We start from the raw sequence: 17,326 nt of genomic DNA on the forward strand, positions 1-17,326 counted from the left end.
TTACATAAAGTATTTAAGCCTGATTACTTCCTTTTCAGATAAGTAGCGCCATTCACCGCGTGGAACGTCTTTCTTGATAAGGCCAGCATACTGCACCCGGTCAAGGCTCACAACGTCATATCCCAGGTGTTCAAAGATGCGGCGCACAATACGATTGCGTCCGATGTGTATCTCTAATCCTACAAATTTATTCGACTCACCTAACAAAGCTACATCGTCTACCTCTGCCTTACCGTCTTCCAGTTCAATGCCTTCTACGATCTTCTGGAAATCGGCCTTAGTTATAGGCTTATCCAGCTCTACCTGGTAAATCTTTTTGATGTTGTTTGATGGGTGCGTCAGCTTTTGAGCTAATTCTCCGTCGTTGGTAAACAGCAGCAAACCAGTCGTGTTGCGATCAAGGCGACCTACCGGAAAGATACGTTCCTTAGATGCTTTCGCTACGAGATCCATTACTGTCTTGCGACCTTCAGGGTCCTCAGTTGTAGTAATAAAATCCTTCGGCTTGTTCAGGAGCACGTACACCATTTTCTCACGGTTCAGTATTTTTTTACCATACTGCACGTTGTCGCTTGGTTGTACCTTATAACCCATTTCCGTAACTACTTCACCGTTTACTTTTATTTCTCCGGCTTCAATCAGGCTATCGGCTTCACGACGCGAACAAACTCCTGCGTTCGCAATATAGCGGTTCAGGCGTATAGTACCGTCCTCATCCTCTTTACGGTTTGTTTTTTTGATGCGTGGGTTATCCTTATAGCGGCTCAGGTTATAGTCCGGCGCGTCCTGCTCTCCACCTTCCCTGCGGTTGCTGAAGCGATCACGACCAATTGCCTGCTTACCTAATCTACTTTCTTTGTCTTCTCTAAACGGTTTTCTGTCGTTGCTAAAAGAGCGGCGCTCACCGTCTTCTCTTCTGTCGTTGCCAAAAGATCTGCGTTCGCCTCTATCGCTGCCTTCACGTCTATCGTTACCAAACGATCTTCTTTCGCCATCTTCACGGCGCGGGCGATCACTGTTAAAGGAACGGCGTTCTCCTCCTTCTCTTCTATCTCCTCTGCGGTCATCTCTTCTTTCTGGCCTATCAGAGTTAAAAGATCTGCGCTCGCCACCTTCATTCTCACGGTCGTAGCGTTTTACGCGGTTTCCTTCAGATGGGCGTCTTTCACGGTTTTCATCACCTTCGCGTCTGCCTCCGCCAAAAGATCTGCGCTCACTGCTTTCTCTTCTGTCGTTGCCATAGCTACGGCGCTCACCATCCTCACGTCTTGGTCTGTCTGAGTTGAAAGAACGTCTTTCGCCGCCCTCTTTTCTATCATTTCCAAACGTGCGGCGCTCTCCTCTTTCACCGCCTTCCCTTCTGTCACCAAAAGATTTGCGCTCACCTCCTCTGCGGTTTTCGCTTCTATCGTTGTCTCTTCTGTCGGAGTTAAAGCTGCGGCGTTCTCCACGCTCTTCACCGCCTTCAGATCTGTCGTATTTGTCTCTTCTGTTAAAGATTTTTTTGCCTTCGCGGTCGTTATTTGGTCTGTCAGAACGATTTCTGTCAAAGCCATCTTTTCTGCCGGCGTTATCGCGGGCAGGTCTTTCGTTATCTCTTGCCATTTTGTTATTATTATCGATGCAGTATCGCTACTGTACCTTTGTTATGTGCAGTATTAATAGAAATTCTCTATTTATAGTTCATTTAAGGTATTACCTAGTCGGCTGTTTCACCGATCATGTTTTCTTCTGTGGCGAAGTCTTTTAGTTGCGGAAGGTCTTTGATGTGGTTGATGCCGAAGTAATCCATAAATTTCTGGGACGTGCCGTACAATACAGGTCGCCCAATGGTATCAGCTTTGCCCTTAATCTCGATCAGTTCTTTCTCGAGAAGCTTGTGTATAGCATAGTCGCAGCCAACCCCACGGATTTGCTCTACCTGGCTGCGGGTTATAGGCTGCTTATAAGCAATAATTGCCAGCGTCTCCAAAGAAGACGCTGACAGTTTTTTCTTTGATTTCTGCTTTAAGAAGGTACTTACCGTATACTGGTACTCTGGTTTGGTTAAGAACTGGTAGCCGCCCCCGATCGCGTAGATCTGGAAAGCAAAGTTTGCATTATTAAGCTGTTCGTTGATAGCTTCAACAGCTTCAAGCACATCGCTCACTAACACTTCTTCCATGCCAAGCGACTCCTGTAAGCAACGCTGAATTTCTTCGATGCTTATTGGCGACTGGGCACAGAATACCAAGGCCTGAATATGGTTTTGCAGAATATTCAAATCAGAATTATACTAGTCGTTACGCTGTAATTTAGCCTCGATAGAGTGCTGTGTATGCGGAACTGCACGCAGCCTTTCTTTCGGGATAAGCTTGCCTGTTACGATGCAAACACCATAAGTACCGTTTTTAATACGAATCAGCGCGTTTTCTAACTGCTGGATAAACTTCATCTGGCGCGAAGCAAGCTGGTTTAAGCTTTCTTTCTCAGCAGTATCAGCTCCATCTTCCAGCACCTTTGTTGGAGATGCTGTGTTATCAGTACCTGAATCGTTGCGGCGGCTAAGGGTTTCCTTAATAAAGGCTACTTCTTTGCGGGCATTAGCTAGCTTTTCTTCAATGATAGCCTCAAACTCTGCTAACTCCTCGCGCGAATAGCGCTGCTTTTCTTCGTTTGTATTCATTTTGTCTTTACTAGAACTGTATATCTTTAACTCAATACCTGATTTATTAATTCCAATTTACGCTACTTCTGCACTGCTTCACATGAAGCACTTAAGCCATGTCCTACTTTATAGACTATGTATTTTACAAGCAGCTGTTTACTAGTACTTTTACTAAAATTCGTGCAAAAATAAGATTAAACAATTTAATATACTATGGCTAATGCAAATTTAATACCAGCACATTTACAGTATTTTACGAATACTAGTTACCTTAAAAGCTAAGCATGCCAATAACAGCAGCAGCTGCCTCTACGCCTTTATTGCCATGCTTGCCACCGGCTCTATCCAAGGCTTGCTCTAGGTTGTTGGTGGTAACCAGACCAAATGCTACCGGTTTATTAAACTTTAAAGCTACGTTTGTAAGGCCGTTTGCAACAGCGTTATTTATGTAATCATCGTGTTTTGTATCTCCTTTAATCACTACTCCAATACAGATTACTGCATCAATCTCTTCTTGCATAGCCAGAAACTGGGCACCCAAAGTTAGCTCAAAGCTACCCGGAACCGTGTTTATGTAGATGTTCTCCTTTTTTGCGCCATGCTTTAGCAGTGTATCAACAGCACCCTGGCATAATACGCTTGTAATATCATCGTGCCACTCTGCGACTACAATTCCAATGGTTTTATCAGAGATGTCTTTAAAGTTGTCTTTTTTGTAATCGTCCAGGTTCTTTAACGCTGTTGCCATAGTTGATTAGTTGCTCGTTAGTAAATTTCGTAATTCGTATTTTATGATAGTATAAAAATCATCTTATACTTTACCTGTTATACTTTCAGGTTAGCAAATAATAAAAAAGCGCTTTTGCCGGTAAGACAAAAGCGCTTTCCTGTTTAGGCATGTGCCTATTAAACTTTAGTTATTGCCACCCGCCAATGCTTCGGCGCGGGCTTTATACTTTTTAGCCTCTGAAACTTCGTTAGAAGCAACAAAGTCTGTTATAATCTTATCGTAAGCCTCTGTAGCTGCCGAGTAGTTATTATCTGCCTCGAAAGCAATACCGGCTTTCATCAGGTACTGTGGCGAGAAATACTGGTTTGCGTTGTGGTTAGCAGCTTTCATGTACATGTCAGCAGCTTCTTTATTTTTACCTTGCTCAGTCAACGCATCACCTATCAGGCTATAAGCTCGTGCCTGTAACAGATAGTCGTCAGATTTAAAATCTTCTAGGTGGTTCTGTGCCTCTGCAAACTTGCCCTCCTTTAATAAAGCAACACCTGCATAGAAATTAGCTAAATTACCGGCATCTGTTCCGCTGTAATCATCAGCAATGGCAAGCAAACCCTGGTATTGGCCGTCGCCGTTTAAGGCTTTGGCTAAAGAGTCCTGCTCGAAGTAATACACCGCCTGAAACATGGCGTTCTGTGCCTCTTCGTTACGCGACGACTTGTAGTTATACCATAAGAAACCAGCCACAACAACAGCAGCGATTGCGGCAAACACACCGAGCAGCTTCGTTTTGTTTTTCTTCACGAAATCCTCTGATTGTGACAGACGATCTGCCAACGCATCCGGATTTTCAACCAGCTCCTCAAACTCGCTGTGCTTCTTAACTGTTTCTTTTGCCATTGATTTAAATTGAATTATAAATTCAAATGTAAAAATTAAAAATGAATTGCACCAATCTTATTAATAGGTCAACAACTGATTCCTAATTTTTAATTCCTGATGTTTAGTTTTTTATACTTGAATTAGTCCATGATGTATGGATAGTCCGGCTCTACGTAGATATCTGTGTAGAGCTCAGAAGGATCCGGATAAGGAGAGTCCTCTGCAAACTGCACTGCTTCTGCTACTCTCTGCTTAATCTTGTCATCTATCTGCTCCAGTTCTTCTTCTGTAGCCCATCCGTTTTTAAGAATTGTAGCTGCAACAGACTCAATTGAGTCACGGCCTTTATAGTCTTCCAGTTCTTCTTTGGTTCTATACTTGGCTGGGTCAGACATAGAGTGGCCTTTGTAGCGGTATGTTCTGAACTCAAGCAAAGTTGGGCCTTCGCCGGCACGGGCACGCTCAGCAGCCTCGGCTACAGCAGTGTGAACGTTCTCCACGCTCATCGCATCTACCGGGAAAGAAGGCATATCGTACGCAGAACCTAGTTTATAAAGATCCTGCACGTTAGAGGTACGCGATACGGATGTACCCATGGCGTAACCGTTGTTCTCGATTACAAAGATCACAGGCAATTTCCAGCTCATGGCCATGTTCAAAGCCTCGTGGAAAGCGCCCTGGCGCACAGCACCGTCACCCATGTAGCAAATGCACAGGTTACCAGTTTTATTATACTTCTCGGCAAACGCAAGGCCTGCACCTAGTGGTACCTGACCGCCAACAATACCATGACCGCCTACAAAATTCACATTCTTATCGAACATGTGCATTGAGCCGCCTTTGCCTTTAGAGCAACCCGTAGCCTTTGCAAACATCTCGGCCATTACAGCGCCTGGGTCTGTACCTAGTGCCAGCGGGTGTGCGTGGTCGCGGTAAGCGGTAATCCACTTATCATCTTTTGTAAGGGCAGTTACAGCACCAGCCACACAAGCCTCCTGGCCAATGTAAAGGTGGCAGAAACCTTTTATTTTTTGCTGGCCGTACAACTGGCCTGTCTTTTCTTCGAAGCGGCGGATGAGTTTCATGTTCTCAAACCACCACATATATGTTTCTTTTGAAAACTTTGGCTCAGCCTGTACCTTTGCTTTCGCCGACTTCGCTTTTGCCTTATCTTTCGTAGCAGCCATGGGTAAAAATCTAATCTGGGTTTTATCCGTTGCATGTTCAGGCAGAAAAGCACCTGAAACAGCGGGCAATCAGGCCCATAACGGGTTTAGCTTGCGAAATTAAGGAAAAAGAATTCAAAGTAGAAAAAATGCTCCTCGAAAATCTGAGTTTACTGTTTTTTAAAAACTACGAAGAGGCCTCGCTGGCCTTTTCGGAGCATATAAATTGCTTTGTAGGCGATAACGGCAGCGGCAAAACTAACTTGCTCGACGCCATCCATTACCTCTCCATGACCAAAAGCGCTTTTCCGGGCACCGAGGTACAAAGTATAAAACAGGGTGAGGACTTTTTTATGGTGAAAGGTCGCTTTGAGATTGAGAAAGCTAAACATACCGTACAGGTAAGTATGAAGCAGGGCCAGAAGAAGACGGTAACGCATAATAAGGTAATCTACGAGAAGCTAAGTGATCACATTGGTCAGTTTCCGGTGGTGCTTATCTCGCCTTACGACACCGACTTGATTCGTGAAGGCAGCGAAGAACGCAGAAAGTACTTCGACAGCCTTATCTCGCAGCTTAACCATACTTACCTCGAGCAGCTGATACAATATAACTACCTACTCAAACAGCGTAACTCGCTACTAAAGCAATTTGCCGACAGAAACTACTACGACCGCGACTACCTGCACATCCTAAACGAGCAGCTTATACCTTTTGCTGAGCAGCTAACGCAGGAGCGCGAAAAATTTTTAGAGGAATTCGTGCCTGTGTTCCAGAAGCATTACCGCCACATCTCCGACAGCTCCGAAACTGTAACGCTTACCTACAAAAGCCAGTTATCTGGCTCCGATTTTGCCCAGTTGCTACACCAGGCTGAACGCAAAGACCTGGCCCTGCAGCGCACCACTGTTGGGCCGCACAAAGATGATTTCGTGTTTTTGATGGATGGCAACCCGGTGAAAAGCTTCGGCTCGCAGGGGCAGCAGAAAAGCTATGTGATTGCCCTGAAGCTAGCACACTTCGAGGTAATGGACCAGCGCCAGCACCACAAGCCCCTACTCCTACTCGACGATATCTTTGACCGCCTAGACGAAAAACGCATCACCAAACTCATGCAAATGGTGGCCGCCCATACTTTTGGCCAGATATTTTTAACGGATACGCACCTGGAGAGAACTGACAAAATACTCGAAGGTCTTTCGGAAAGTATCCGTAGATTTGAAGTGAAGGATGGGATGGTGAAGCTGATTGCTTAATTGTAGGTTCAAGCCTGACAATAAATATAGTATTATTACATGGAAAGAATTTATATAATTGAATCACCCTCAGATGAAGATCTGTTCGATGAAAAAACTGAGGGCAAAGCACTTTATGAAGCTTTAAAGTTATCTGGATGTGATTGTAGCTATAAATTAGCAACATCTAAAGATAGCTTCTTAAAGGCTTTTTCATTTATAATAGATGACTTCTACAAAAAGAGTGTAAAACTTAGTTCTATGCCTTTTATACATATCTCAGCTCATGGTGATGAAGATGGAATACAACTGACAAGTGGAGAATTATTTGATTGGGTAGATTTTAATGATGAGCTTAAAAAAATCAATGAAGCTATAGGGTATATCCCCAATTTAAATGGTTACTCTGATAAAATTAGTCGAATTGTTTTATGCTTATCAACTTGTAGAGGGTATAATGCATTTAAAATACATGAAGAGGAGGAAGATATTTGTGAATTCCAATGTATAATAGGCCCTCCAGAAGATATTACTTGGTCAGATTCATTAACAGCATTTATTGTATTTTATCACGCAGCTAATTATCAAAGTGTTGCATTTAATAAATCTGTTGAAAGGATGAATTTCGCAATAGGTTCTGAAAATGCTTTCAAGTATTTCGTTAATCCAGAAATAGGAAAAAAGAAGTCAATAGTTAAGTAATTAAATAATATTTGCTACTGCCATTTACCTAACCACCCATTCATAATTCATCATTACTAATCTATAACTCCCCACCCGTGCGCTACTACAAGAAGAAAGAAGAGATTGACAGACGAAAAGCGGACATCCAACCGATTGGAGACAGCCTGAAAGCATTAATGAAAGCCTACAGACTAGATGGCAAACTGGGTGAAGTACAGCTGGTGCAGAACTGGGAGAAGATCATGGGCAAGCCTATTGCCATGAAAACGCAGCAGCTATACTTTAAAGACGGCAAGCTGTTTGTGCGCCTCACCTCTGCCCCGCTCAAGCACGAACTGAACATGTCGAAAAGTAAGGTAATTGAGCTGCTGAACATTGAAGCCGGCAGCGATGTGGTAAAGGATGTGGTTTTCCTGTAAGCGCAACAGCCAAGCCGCTGTTAAAGTATAGACTTTAACACTTGCTATACTTTAACCATGACCACACCTGCATTTCGTACTGTTTCCTACTCCCAAACCACCCTAACCGAGCTCATGATCCCGAGCTACGCCAACTTTGGCGGCAAAATACACGGTGGCATTCTGCTCTCCCTGATGGACAAAGTGGCTTATGCCTGTTCGGCTAAGCATGCCGGCAATTACTGCGTTACGGTATCTGTTGATGGGGTTAATTTTTTGCAACCTGTAGAGGTTGGCGAGTTGGTGTCGCTAAAGGCATCAATCAACTATGTGGGCAACACCTCATTGATGGTAGGAATAAAGGTAGAGGCTGAGAATGTAAAAACAGGTATTATCAAGCACACCAACACTTCCTACTTTACCATGGTTGCCAAAGACGAAGATGATCTGCCTACTTCGGTTCCTGGCCTTATACTCGAATCCAGAGACGATGCCCGTCGTTTTATAGAAGCCATCAAACGTAAAGAATTGTCCAAACGCTACCAAATGGAGTTCTTCAATACTAAAACTATACTTAGTGTGGATGAGGAGCTTTATTTATTGCAGGATGAGCGTTGTAAGCTGGCTTTCTGACTATGACCACGCAGCGTTAACAATTAACACACCGCTACGTCTCTCAAGAGGGGAATTAGCCATTGTCTAAGTATAAGTTTAAGCTGCATAGCTGCTGCCTTCGCACGGACAGGTCGCGACCTGTCCCTACAAAACGCCATTCTAAGTTAAAGCCGCTGCTAAAAGTAACATATCAAGTATAAAACCTTATAACTGCTGTATAACATAACCTACCAACGTCAAAACAATGACTTCTGCAGATTCTTACTTAACTTTAGAAATCATACTTACAACAAAACAAATATGACTTTCAAACCTAACCTTAAAAAATTGCTAGTAGCAGCCCTGCTGGCAACTCCATACTTCATCACCCCTTCTCAAAGTATAGCACAGGAAGTGGTGCGCCAGGATGATGAAATAAAGCAGATGGTAAACCAAGTTTCTTCTAAAAACCTGGAAGAACTGGTGCGCACGATGGTAAGCTTCGGCACACGCCATACTTTGAGTACTACCACCAGCAAAAAAGAAGGCATAGGCGCTGCCCGCGAATGGGTAAAGTCCGAATTTGAAAAGTATGCCCAGGCCTCCGGTGGCCGCATGACTGTAGAGATGGATAAGTTTGTGGTGAAAGCCGACGGACGCCGTGTGCCGCAAGATACCGAGATGGCGAATGTGATAGCCATACTTAAAGGCACTGATCCAAACGATGACCGTGTAATTATTGTAGGCGGCCACCTCGACTCCCGTGCTACTGATGTAATGGATGCTAAAAGCAAGGCTCCGGGTGCAAACGACGATGCCTCTGGTGTTGCTATGGTAATGGAAATGGCACGTGTCATGGCTTCCAAAAAATTCCCGGCTACACTGATGTTCGTGGCTTTTCAGGGTGAAGAACAAGGGCTGTACGGCTCTACGCACCTGGCAGAGCGCGCCAAGAAAGAAGGCTGGAACTTGGTAGCTATGCAAAACAACGACATCGTGGGCAACTCCTATTCTGCTGAAACCGGGTTACACGACAATACAATGGTGCGTATTTTCAGCGAGGGCACACCAGCTAACGAAACCGAAGATCAGGTGCGCCTGCGCCGTACCTTAGGCACCGAAAACGACAGCCCAAGCCGTAACCTGGCTCGCTACATGGAAACCGTTGGCGAAAAGTATGTAGACCAGATTGATGTAGTACTAGTGCACCGCTCCGATCGCTTTTTACGTGGCGGTGACCATACTCCTTTTAACAGACAAGGCTATGCAGCAGTACGCATGAGCGAGATGAACGAAGATTTTGACCACCAACACCAAGACGTGCGCAAAGAGGATGGTAAGCAATACGGCGACTTGCCAGAATTTATGGATTTTGAGTACCTACGCAAAAATACCGGCGTTAATTTAGCAAGTATGGCTAGCTTAGGCTGGGCGCCGGCTGCTCCTCTAAAAGTTGGCGTTATCACATCTAACCTCACCAACAAAACAGATTTAAAGTGGGAAGCACCGGCTAAAGGACAAAAGCCTGCTGGTTACTATGTGCTGATGCGCCCGACTCACACCTCTAATTGGGAGAAGAAGTTCTATGTAACAGACACAAAAGCAACACTGCCATACTCTAAGGATAATTACTTCTTTGCAGTGCAATCTGTGGATGCTGAGGGCCATGCCAGCTTACCTGTACTGCCTGTGCCTGTACGCTAGAAGAGTTTAAGCAAAAATGAAACGATTGCCGCACATCCTCCTTTGCCTGTTGTGCCTGCTGCCAGTTTGTACTTTGCTGGCACAGGAACAACAGCTTAAAGTTACTCAGATAGCTCCCAAAGTATACATCCATACTTCTTACAAGAAGCTGGGCGATGTCGTTTTTCCTTCGCATGGCCTTCTAGTTTCTACTAAGGATGGCGCAGTATTATTTGACACCGGCTGGGGAAATGAGCCAACAAAACAGCTGCTGCATTGGGTAAAAATCAATTTAAAGCAGTCTGTTAAAGTATGCATACCAACACATTGGCACGACGACAAAATGGGTGGAATGAAGGCGGTGCAGCAACAGGGCATTCCGGTAATAACATCTAAATTTACAGCCGTACTTGCCGCAGCAAATGGTGTTGGCACCCCTGATGTTACTTTTGCTCGAGATACGACCTTTAGCATTGGCAGACAGCAGTTTGAAGTATACTACCCCGGTGCCGGCCATACTTCGGATAATGTAGTCGTTTACCTTCCGCAGCAAAGAATTTTGTTTGGAGGATGCCTGGTGAAAGATATGCAGACAAAGAATCTGGGAAATGTGGCTGACGCGGATCTTAACTTTTGGCCTACTGCCATTCAGAACGTACAGCAGCGATATCCGAAGGCTAAAATAGTAATACCCAGCCACGGCCCCTGGGGAGATAAAGCTTTGCTAAGCCATACGTTAGAATTGCTGCGTAAAGTACAACCCTCTAACTAACAAAAGGGGCCGATGCAGTACTGCATCGGCCCCTTTTGTTAGTTAGTCTCTGTTTACCAGTTTGTTAAAATTCCCGTTTGGGTCTTTAAGCAGAACTAGTTTGTTATCATCGAATTCTTTAAAAAAACTCCTCCCAGCTTATCTCATCAAAACTATCGTTTCTGCCGCTTTTATCCGGAAAATGAATACGCAGTACACCTTCACCGTCGCCATCGTTTTCTGTAACTTTAATAATAGCTAGTAAGCCACCGTGCTGATCAGCCCACTTCTTTATTTCGTTGTGATTTGTTGTTTTCTTAGCTTAGCTCATTGCTTTTGTAGTTTTTATGCTGGTATAACTTTACGGCAGCCACAGGCTAATGGGTAGCAGCCACAAGTACAAAAAAAAGCAGCCCTAACATAAGGCTGCTGTTAAGGGTATGTGGTTGTATTCTCTTTACAATCTTGAAATCTTAGCTGCTGCCGAAGTCTCTGATGTTATACTTGGCGTGCCTTTGTAGTATACTGCCGATGCACCGGAAGCATCAATGTGCAGCGTTTTATTAGCGTGTACTTTTATTTTGCTGGCACCACTAGCCCCTACTCTTACATCACTGGCTACTAACTCGGATGCATCTACGTTAGATGCCCCCGACATCTCCATTCTTAGTTCATCTGCTTTTCCGGTAAGTATAACTTTACTTGCCCCACTCAGATCTGACTTCAGCTGCTTTGTATCTATAGCCAGGTTCACTTTTGATCCCCCACTCATATCAAGTGTCATGGTATTGGTTTTAAACGTAGACTTACCTTCAACTTTTACACCGCCGCTTATATCAACTTTATTTAGCTCTTTTATAGTTATGTAAGCTTTCATGCCTTTAGTGCTCGACAGGCTCTTGTCGTTGTAAATATGCAGCACGCCGTTGCGAACCTCTGTTCTTATGTTATCCAGCAAATTCTCCTCTGCCTCTAGCCTCACACTTTCTTTGCTGCCTTGAGTTATTTCTACAGCAAAGCCGCCACTTACATCAATTCCAGTGAAGCCGGATACTTTTCTGTCTTGGGTTTGCATGTTGCCATTACCTCTAAGCTGCTGGGCCATTAACGGTAAATTAACCAGCATTAATGTCATTAAACAGGCGAGGATTGTTGTGTAAAATTTCATAATTCTCATAGTATAAAGTTTCTGGTTTGTTTAATTCTTGTGTAGGTCTTAGTAAACTATTTTCGAATTAAAGATGCAGCCCAGTTGTAAAGGTTGCTTTGCTCCTCCATATTTTATTGCACAGAAGAAAAAGCACGCAATAAAATATTGTCTGCTAATGTTTTGAGCAGCTTATAATCAGCTTAATTATTTACCTGATTGGTAGTTTTAGTAGGAGCGTGTCGGTTTATACTTAGCTGAAATAACAAAGCACCTGCTGCATAAGCTATCACATCCCAAGGGTCGGCTGTATACCTGGCAGCGAAAAGTGGTAGGATTACTTCAAACATCAGGCTAAACAGCACTGCAGCAATTACTAGATAGCGCTTTGGAAGTATAAATGCTGGGTTTTGAAAGTACACTCGCTCTGCAGCAAGTATGATAGTAAGCGTAAGAGGCAGACAAAGAAAATCGTCTAGGTGAGTATGGAGCGGCCATACGTAAACACCATTATTCTCTAGTACCTGGTTCAGGCAGAAAAGCAGGAGGCAAGCTATAAAAAGTGGGTGTTGCAGGACCTTCATCTTTTTTATATTCTTTAGCTGCTTTATGAAGGGCGCGCAAAGTCTTTACTCTATTGCTAAATTATAGAACGTAAAGAGAGTTAATCAGAAGGTAAAAGATTTATTTCTAAAAGTATAAACTATCGCACCAGCAGTCATCCCTGTTATGTACGTAAGCATCAGCGACAGCATCAGCGACAGCATCAGATTAATTTCTATGTGCTGAACACGAATGATATGCATAAATGCGGCCACCATGAAAACGGCTATAGCAGGAAGAAAATAGTTGTGAAATTTTAACATCCGAGCTCTTTAGAATTATGGTTATACTATTTTAACATGAGTACCCATAATTAAGTTTTTATGTTGCTGTTTATTAAATTTATCTGTTTACAACTGTAATTGCAAAGTATTCCTTTATCTTTTTTTGATAAAAGAATCTACCATCTGCGCTTTAGCTATACCGCCACCAGCGCCACCATTAGCATAATGCTACCAAGTATAAGCAGAAAAATCTCAGTAGGTGTAAGGTTCTTATACCAGGCAATTTTATGCTCAGGCAGCGGTGATCCGCACTTTGGGCACACCTGCTTTTCTGCAGCCACTCTGGCACCGCATACTTTACAAATTTGTATCTGATCTGGACTAGACAATATCCTGAGTTATAGTGTAAGTAAACTCTTTATGTGTTTGCTTGGCAATAGTACTCATTATATGGCTAAAAATCAGCAATGGTTACGAAAAGCTTATTAAACCTATTCTTCTGTTTCTTATACCGTTATTGCGCCTTTTGGTGCTGCTATAACTGTTTGAATAAAAACCTTCAGCTGCTTAAAAGGGTACATTCTTAGCAAAACGCCATACTATGACAACTATTAAAGCAGACTCAACATACTATACTATAAAGCGTGGCGACAGTCCTTTAATTGCCACCGCCATACACAGCGGGCATGAGGTACGCCACAACATCAGCAACCTGTTTGCCTTGGCCGCCGAAGAGCGCCTGCGCGAAGAAGACCCATTTACAGACCATTGGGTAGAAGTAACAGACAATTACATAATTGGGCACAACTCCCGGTTCGAGCTGGACCTAAACCGTCCACGCAATAAAGCCATCTACCGCAAGCCCGAAGATGCCTGGGGCCTGAATGTGTGGAAGGACGAACTGGCACATGAGTTTGCAGAAGAATCCTTGATGCACTACGACAGGTTTTATACCGATGTAAAGCAGTTTTTAACAGAGATACAGCAGCGACACGGTTGTTTTGTAGTATATGACCTACACAGTTACAACCACAAACGTGATGGCGCCACAGGCCCCGAGGCAGATCCGCAGCAAAACCCAGAGGTAAATATTGGCACCGGCAACATGAACCATAAAAAATGGGCACCCGTGGTAAATGCTTTTATAAAATCGCTGCAAAGCTACGATTACCATGGCCGCAGTTTAGATGTGCGTGAAAACGTGAAATTTGAAGGAGGCCACTTTATGCGCTGGATACACGACAACTTCGGCGACAGTGCCTGTGTGATGAGCATTGAGTTTAAGAAATTTTTTATGGACGAATGGACCGGACAGCCCGACCACGCACAGGTGCAGGAAATAAAGAATGCGCTAGGGCAAACTACCAAACCAGTGTTGGCTGCCATGCACGAAGTATGCGGAGTGCTGTAAACTTAAACAAAGTAGATTTTGAAAAAGGGCAAAAGGCATATCCGCTCGCAAACCTCAAGTAAGAGTAGGTTGTTTGATTAGGTCAGCGGCCCAAGCAATAAACAAGTACAAGCGAATATGCTTGTAGCATTTATATGATCGAAAGTATAACCGATAGCTTTATCCGGAGAATTACCAGAAGCCTGCAGCGTGGCAAGCAAGTGCACCGCCGCCTGCCCGATGGTGGATTGGTGTACATAGATCGGCCCCTGCCCTTTCTTATACTTTTCCGGCACCCGGCTGGCAAACCCGATCATGCTACCGCCGACTTTGTAAAGGCAACAGCTTCTTATATTATCGCTACACAAGAGCAAACAGAAAGCCTGCGCAGGCTGGTGCAAAGTATAGCCAAAGCCATGGCCGATGAGTTTGGGGCCTTTATGATTATCGAGCTAATGGCAACACAGGATGCGCAGGCGCCGGTGTTCAGAATTCTAGGTCCTAAAAAGCAGTTGCCTGCCACTATTAAAGTACTAAAGGACGAGCTGGAAAGTATAAAGATCAGCGGCGTTCCCATGTCCGTAGAAACAGCCTCTAACGAGAGGCTACTGCAGGAGCCGCATTGCCTGATGCCGGAAGAAGAGCTAAAAAAACATGCTGTACTTATACTTGGTATCGAACTAAAGCCGATCTATAAAAACTTGGCAACCGGCAAAATCTATCCTTTGCTGCTGCGAACACTACGTCAAAAAATAGCAGATGCTATCAAGAAAACTGTTTTCGATTTTGTGCAGGTGCAGGGTACACAGAAGCCGCTGCACTTCCAGACACTTGGCAGGCAAGCTGTAAACCGGGTGGTTTGGCGCATCGATAAACAGCTGACAAGTATAAACAGCCAATTCCGGTTCCTGCTGCTGGTAACGCCGGTAAACAATAAAGAGGCCTGGGAGGAGTTCAGGAAAAACGGCTTCGAAAAAGCACCTACTTTCCACTACCGCCTCATGCCCGTTGATACGGACCTATTAAAGCGCCAACTCTATAACATCTCAGTCGAGAAAGTAGACGACCCAACACTTGGTTTTCTTTTTCGTGACAAGCGCCACGAACTGGACAAGATGATCACGATGCTCTCCGATCGTGGCAAGCCTGACTTTTTGTACAGCAGCATGCAGTTATATGGTGGCATAGATGCCCAGCTGCTTAAAGTAGCAGAAGGTATACTGGCAGCCATACCTGATCCTGTGCGCAACGCTGATGTAGAACTCATACCTGTGCCAGAGTTTGCCGCACTGGCAGAGCAGGAAATCACTTACCTTAAAAGCCAATATCCGGGAGTAGACTCTGGTGTAGATGTGCGGGATGATATTGTGGGATTGATCGTATCGGAAGGAAGGCTAAATGTAGGCACGGATGCTAAGATACCCAGGCACCGGGCACAGGCGCTGATACAGCATGAGGTGGGCACACACATACTTACCTACTTTAACGGCAAGGCGCAACCGCTGCAACAGCTATACATTGGCAGCCCCGGCTACGAAGAGCTACAGGAGGGCCTGGCAGTGCTTAGCGAGTGGCTCGTAGGTGGCCTGGACCAAGATCGGATGCGCATACTGGCAGCACGCGTTATTGCCGTATATCACCTTACTAAAGGCAGCACTTTTGCAGAGAACTTCTGGCGACTGAAAGAGGAATATAATTTTAGCGATGAAACAGCTTGGGATATTACCATGCGCGTGCACCGTGGCGGTGGCCTTACCAAAGATGCCGTTTACCTGCGCGGCCTGGTGCACCTGCTCGACTACCTACAGCAAGGCCACGACCTGGAGCCGCTGCTCATTGGTAAAATACGCCAGGACTATATACCTATTGTACAAGAGTTGATTTACAGAAAGGTACTGCGCCCTGTGCCGTTAAAACCCCGCTACTTGCAGGATGAAAGCATAAAACCTAAGCTGCAACAACTAAAAGCGGGTATATCAGTATTTAACTTACTATGATCTTCCGCCTTATAACAATATAAACCAACAAGCACCCATGAACATTGGATTCGTAGTTAACGACATAAAAACAGAAAAACCCAATTACACTACTATTTTCCTGGCACAGCGCATGCACAACGCGGGGCACAACGTGTACCTGATGGGGGTAGGCGATTTGGCTTATTACCCTGACGGCTATATGGGCGCCACCGCCACAAAAGCCGATTCTAAACATAAGTATAAATCTGAAGCTACCTACCTGGAGGCAATCCAAAGCGATAAAGCGACGAAAGAACGAGTTACAGCCCCGGAACTGGATGTGCTGATGCTCCGAAACGACCCATCATCAGAAGGTGAAGGACGCGGCTGGGCACAAAACGCAGGTATAATATTCGGACAGCTGGCTTTGCGACACGGCGTTATTGTGCTAAACGACCCAACCTCACTCTCTGATGCTGTGAATAAAATGTACTTTCAGCATTTCCCGGAAGAGGTAAGGCCACGTACCCTCATTACCCGAGACAAGGCCGAGATCAAGGATTTTTTTAATGAGCAGAAGAATAATATTATACTTAAGCCATTGCAGGGGTCAGGTGGGTCTGGCGTGTTTATGGTAAAGAAGAAAGACGCTACCAACCTAAATCAGATAGTGGAAGCTATTAGCCGCGATGGGTATGTGATTGCCCAGGAGTACCTACCTCAGGCAACCGGAGGCGATGTGCGCCTGATCGTGATGAACGGCAAAGCTTTAGAGTATAAAGGGAAATACTGTGCCATACATCGTGTAGGCGCAGAAGATGATATCCGGAGCAATCTGCATGCAGGTGGCTCTACACAGGCAGCTAAAATCACCCAAACTATGCTAGACCTGGTAGAACTTGTACGGCCTAAACTAATTCAGGACGGCATGTTCCTGGTAGGGTTAGATATCGTAGGTGATAAGCTGATGGAGATAAATGTGTTTAGCCCTGGAGGACTATCTGATGCGAGCAGATTAGAGGGAGTAGATTTTTCGGAGCCGATAATTGCCGCCCTGGAGCGTAAAGTACATTACAAAAGAACTTACGGCACCCAAATCGACAATAAAACAGTATCAATGATCTGACAGTAGAAAAATTATATTTTAAGCTATAAAATCCAAGTCAGCAGGTTTACCCTACTGGCTTGGATTTTATCTTTTAAGGTAATTTATATGGTTTAGCAAGCAGCAACACAG

At 44.5% G+C, this 17,326-nt stretch carries 19 protein-coding genes; 9 read left to right on the plus strand and 10 right to left on the minus strand.

Going from position 1 to position 17,326, the window contains the following annotated elements:
• The 6 genes from WG943_RS10840 to pdhA all read right to left on the minus strand — a co-directional run bounded on the left by WG943_RS10840 (position 1) and on the right by pdhA (position 5,443).
• Positions 1–1,605 (minus strand): pseudouridine synthase, encoded by a 1,605-nt coding sequence (locus WG943_RS10840; protein ID WP_340408893.1) that lies wholly within the window; start codon positions 1,603–1,605, stop codon positions 1–3.
• A 94-nt stretch (positions 1,606–1,699) separates the two neighbouring features.
• Positions 1,700–2,263 carry an SMC-Scp complex subunit ScpB gene (gene scpB, locus WG943_RS10845; protein WP_340408894.1) on the minus strand — a complete coding sequence of 188 codons (564 nt, stop codon included), beginning with the start codon at positions 2,261–2,263 and terminating at the stop codon, positions 1,700–1,702.
• Positions 2,264–2,275: 12 nt separating this feature from the next.
• Positions 2,276–2,665 carry a TraR/DksA family transcriptional regulator gene (locus tag WG943_RS10850; protein WP_340408895.1) on the minus strand — a complete coding sequence of 130 codons (390 nt, stop codon included), beginning with the start codon at positions 2,663–2,665 and terminating at the stop codon, positions 2,276–2,278.
• 253 nt (positions 2,666–2,918) lie between these two features.
• Positions 2,919–3,395, minus strand: coding sequence for a 6,7-dimethyl-8-ribityllumazine synthase (gene ribH / locus WG943_RS10855; protein ID WP_340408897.1), 477 nt, complete (start codon positions 3,393–3,395; stop codon positions 2,919–2,921).
• Positions 3,396–3,560: 165 nt separating this feature from the next.
• On the minus strand, positions 3,561–4,274 hold the full coding sequence (locus WG943_RS10860; RefSeq protein WP_340408898.1) for a tetratricopeptide repeat protein: 714 nt from the start codon (positions 4,272–4,274) through the stop codon (positions 3,561–3,563).
• 122 nt (positions 4,275–4,396) lie between these two features.
• Complete coding sequence (pdhA, locus tag WG943_RS10865; RefSeq protein WP_340408900.1) at positions 4,397–5,443, minus strand: pyruvate dehydrogenase (acetyl-transferring) E1 component subunit alpha; 1,047 nt, start codon at positions 5,441–5,443, stop codon at positions 4,397–4,399.
• A gap of 128 nt (positions 5,444–5,571) precedes the next feature.
• Between pdhA and recF the strand changes: the two genes are divergently transcribed.
• From recF to bla, 6 genes are all read left to right on the plus strand, one after another.
• Positions 5,572–6,678 (plus strand): DNA replication/repair protein RecF, encoded by a 1,107-nt coding sequence (gene recF, locus WG943_RS10870; protein ID WP_340408902.1) that lies wholly within the window; start codon positions 5,572–5,574, stop codon positions 6,676–6,678.
• A gap of 39 nt (positions 6,679–6,717) precedes the next feature.
• Positions 6,718–7,359, plus strand: coding sequence for a hypothetical protein (locus WG943_RS10875; protein WP_340408904.1), 642 nt, complete (start codon positions 6,718–6,720; stop codon positions 7,357–7,359).
• Between the two features lie 77 nt (positions 7,360–7,436).
• On the plus strand, positions 7,437–7,760 hold the full coding sequence (locus WG943_RS10880) for a DUF721 domain-containing protein (RefSeq protein ID WP_340408905.1): 324 nt from the start codon (positions 7,437–7,439) through the stop codon (positions 7,758–7,760).
• Positions 7,761–7,817: 57 nt separating this feature from the next.
• Positions 7,818–8,372 carry an acyl-CoA thioesterase gene (locus WG943_RS10885; protein ID WP_340408907.1) on the plus strand — a complete coding sequence of 185 codons (555 nt, stop codon included), beginning with the start codon at positions 7,818–7,820 and terminating at the stop codon, positions 8,370–8,372.
• A 282-nt stretch (positions 8,373–8,654) separates the two neighbouring features.
• Entirely contained in the window at positions 8,655–10,037 is a 1,383-nt protein-coding gene (locus tag WG943_RS10890) for a M28 family metallopeptidase (protein ID WP_340408909.1), read from the plus strand.
• 16 nt (positions 10,038–10,053) lie between these two features.
• On the plus strand, positions 10,054–10,788 hold the full coding sequence (bla, locus tag WG943_RS10895) for a subclass B1 metallo-beta-lactamase (RefSeq protein WP_340408911.1): 735 nt from the start codon (positions 10,054–10,056) through the stop codon (positions 10,786–10,788).
• A 436-nt stretch (positions 10,789–11,224) separates the two neighbouring features.
• Here bla and WG943_RS10900 read toward each other — a convergent pair whose 3' ends face one another.
• The 4 genes from WG943_RS10900 to WG943_RS10915 form a co-directional block, all read right to left on the minus strand.
• The gene (locus WG943_RS10900; protein ID WP_340408913.1) at positions 11,225–11,944 is read right to left on the minus strand and encodes a head GIN domain-containing protein; all 720 of its coding nucleotides are present in this window, start codon (positions 11,942–11,944) and stop codon (positions 11,225–11,227) included.
• A gap of 173 nt (positions 11,945–12,117) precedes the next feature.
• Positions 12,118–12,498 (minus strand): hypothetical protein, encoded by a 381-nt coding sequence (locus WG943_RS10905; RefSeq protein WP_340408915.1) that lies wholly within the window; start codon positions 12,496–12,498, stop codon positions 12,118–12,120.
• Between the two features lie 84 nt (positions 12,499–12,582).
• Entirely contained in the window at positions 12,583–12,780 is a 198-nt protein-coding gene (locus tag WG943_RS10910; RefSeq protein ID WP_340408917.1) for a hypothetical protein, read from the minus strand.
• A 155-nt stretch (positions 12,781–12,935) separates the two neighbouring features.
• A complete protein-coding gene (locus WG943_RS10915; RefSeq protein WP_340408918.1) occupies positions 12,936–13,130 on the minus strand; it encodes a zinc-ribbon domain-containing protein in 195 nt (64 codons plus the stop codon).
• A gap of 212 nt (positions 13,131–13,342) precedes the next feature.
• Between WG943_RS10915 and WG943_RS10920 the strand changes: the two genes are divergently transcribed.
• The 3 genes from WG943_RS10920 (at position 13,343) to WG943_RS10930 (ending at position 17,215) form a co-directional block, all read left to right on the plus strand.
• A complete protein-coding gene (locus WG943_RS10920; protein ID WP_340408919.1) occupies positions 13,343–14,152 on the plus strand; it encodes an N-formylglutamate amidohydrolase in 810 nt (269 codons plus the stop codon).
• Positions 14,153–14,286: 134 nt separating this feature from the next.
• Positions 14,287–16,128 carry a flavohemoglobin expression-modulating QEGLA motif protein gene (locus WG943_RS10925; RefSeq protein WP_340408921.1) on the plus strand — a complete coding sequence of 614 codons (1,842 nt, stop codon included), beginning with the start codon at positions 14,287–14,289 and terminating at the stop codon, positions 16,126–16,128.
• 37 nt (positions 16,129–16,165) lie between these two features.
• Complete coding sequence (locus tag WG943_RS10930; protein WP_340408922.1) at positions 16,166–17,215, plus strand: glutathione synthetase; 1,050 nt, start codon at positions 16,166–16,168, stop codon at positions 17,213–17,215.
• The last annotated feature ends 111 nt before the right edge of the window (positions 17,216–17,326 follow it).

Origin of the sequence: Pontibacter sp. H249, from assembly GCF_037892465.1 — a bacterium.
GTDB lineage: Bacteria > Bacteroidota > Bacteroidia > Cytophagales > Hymenobacteraceae > Pontibacter.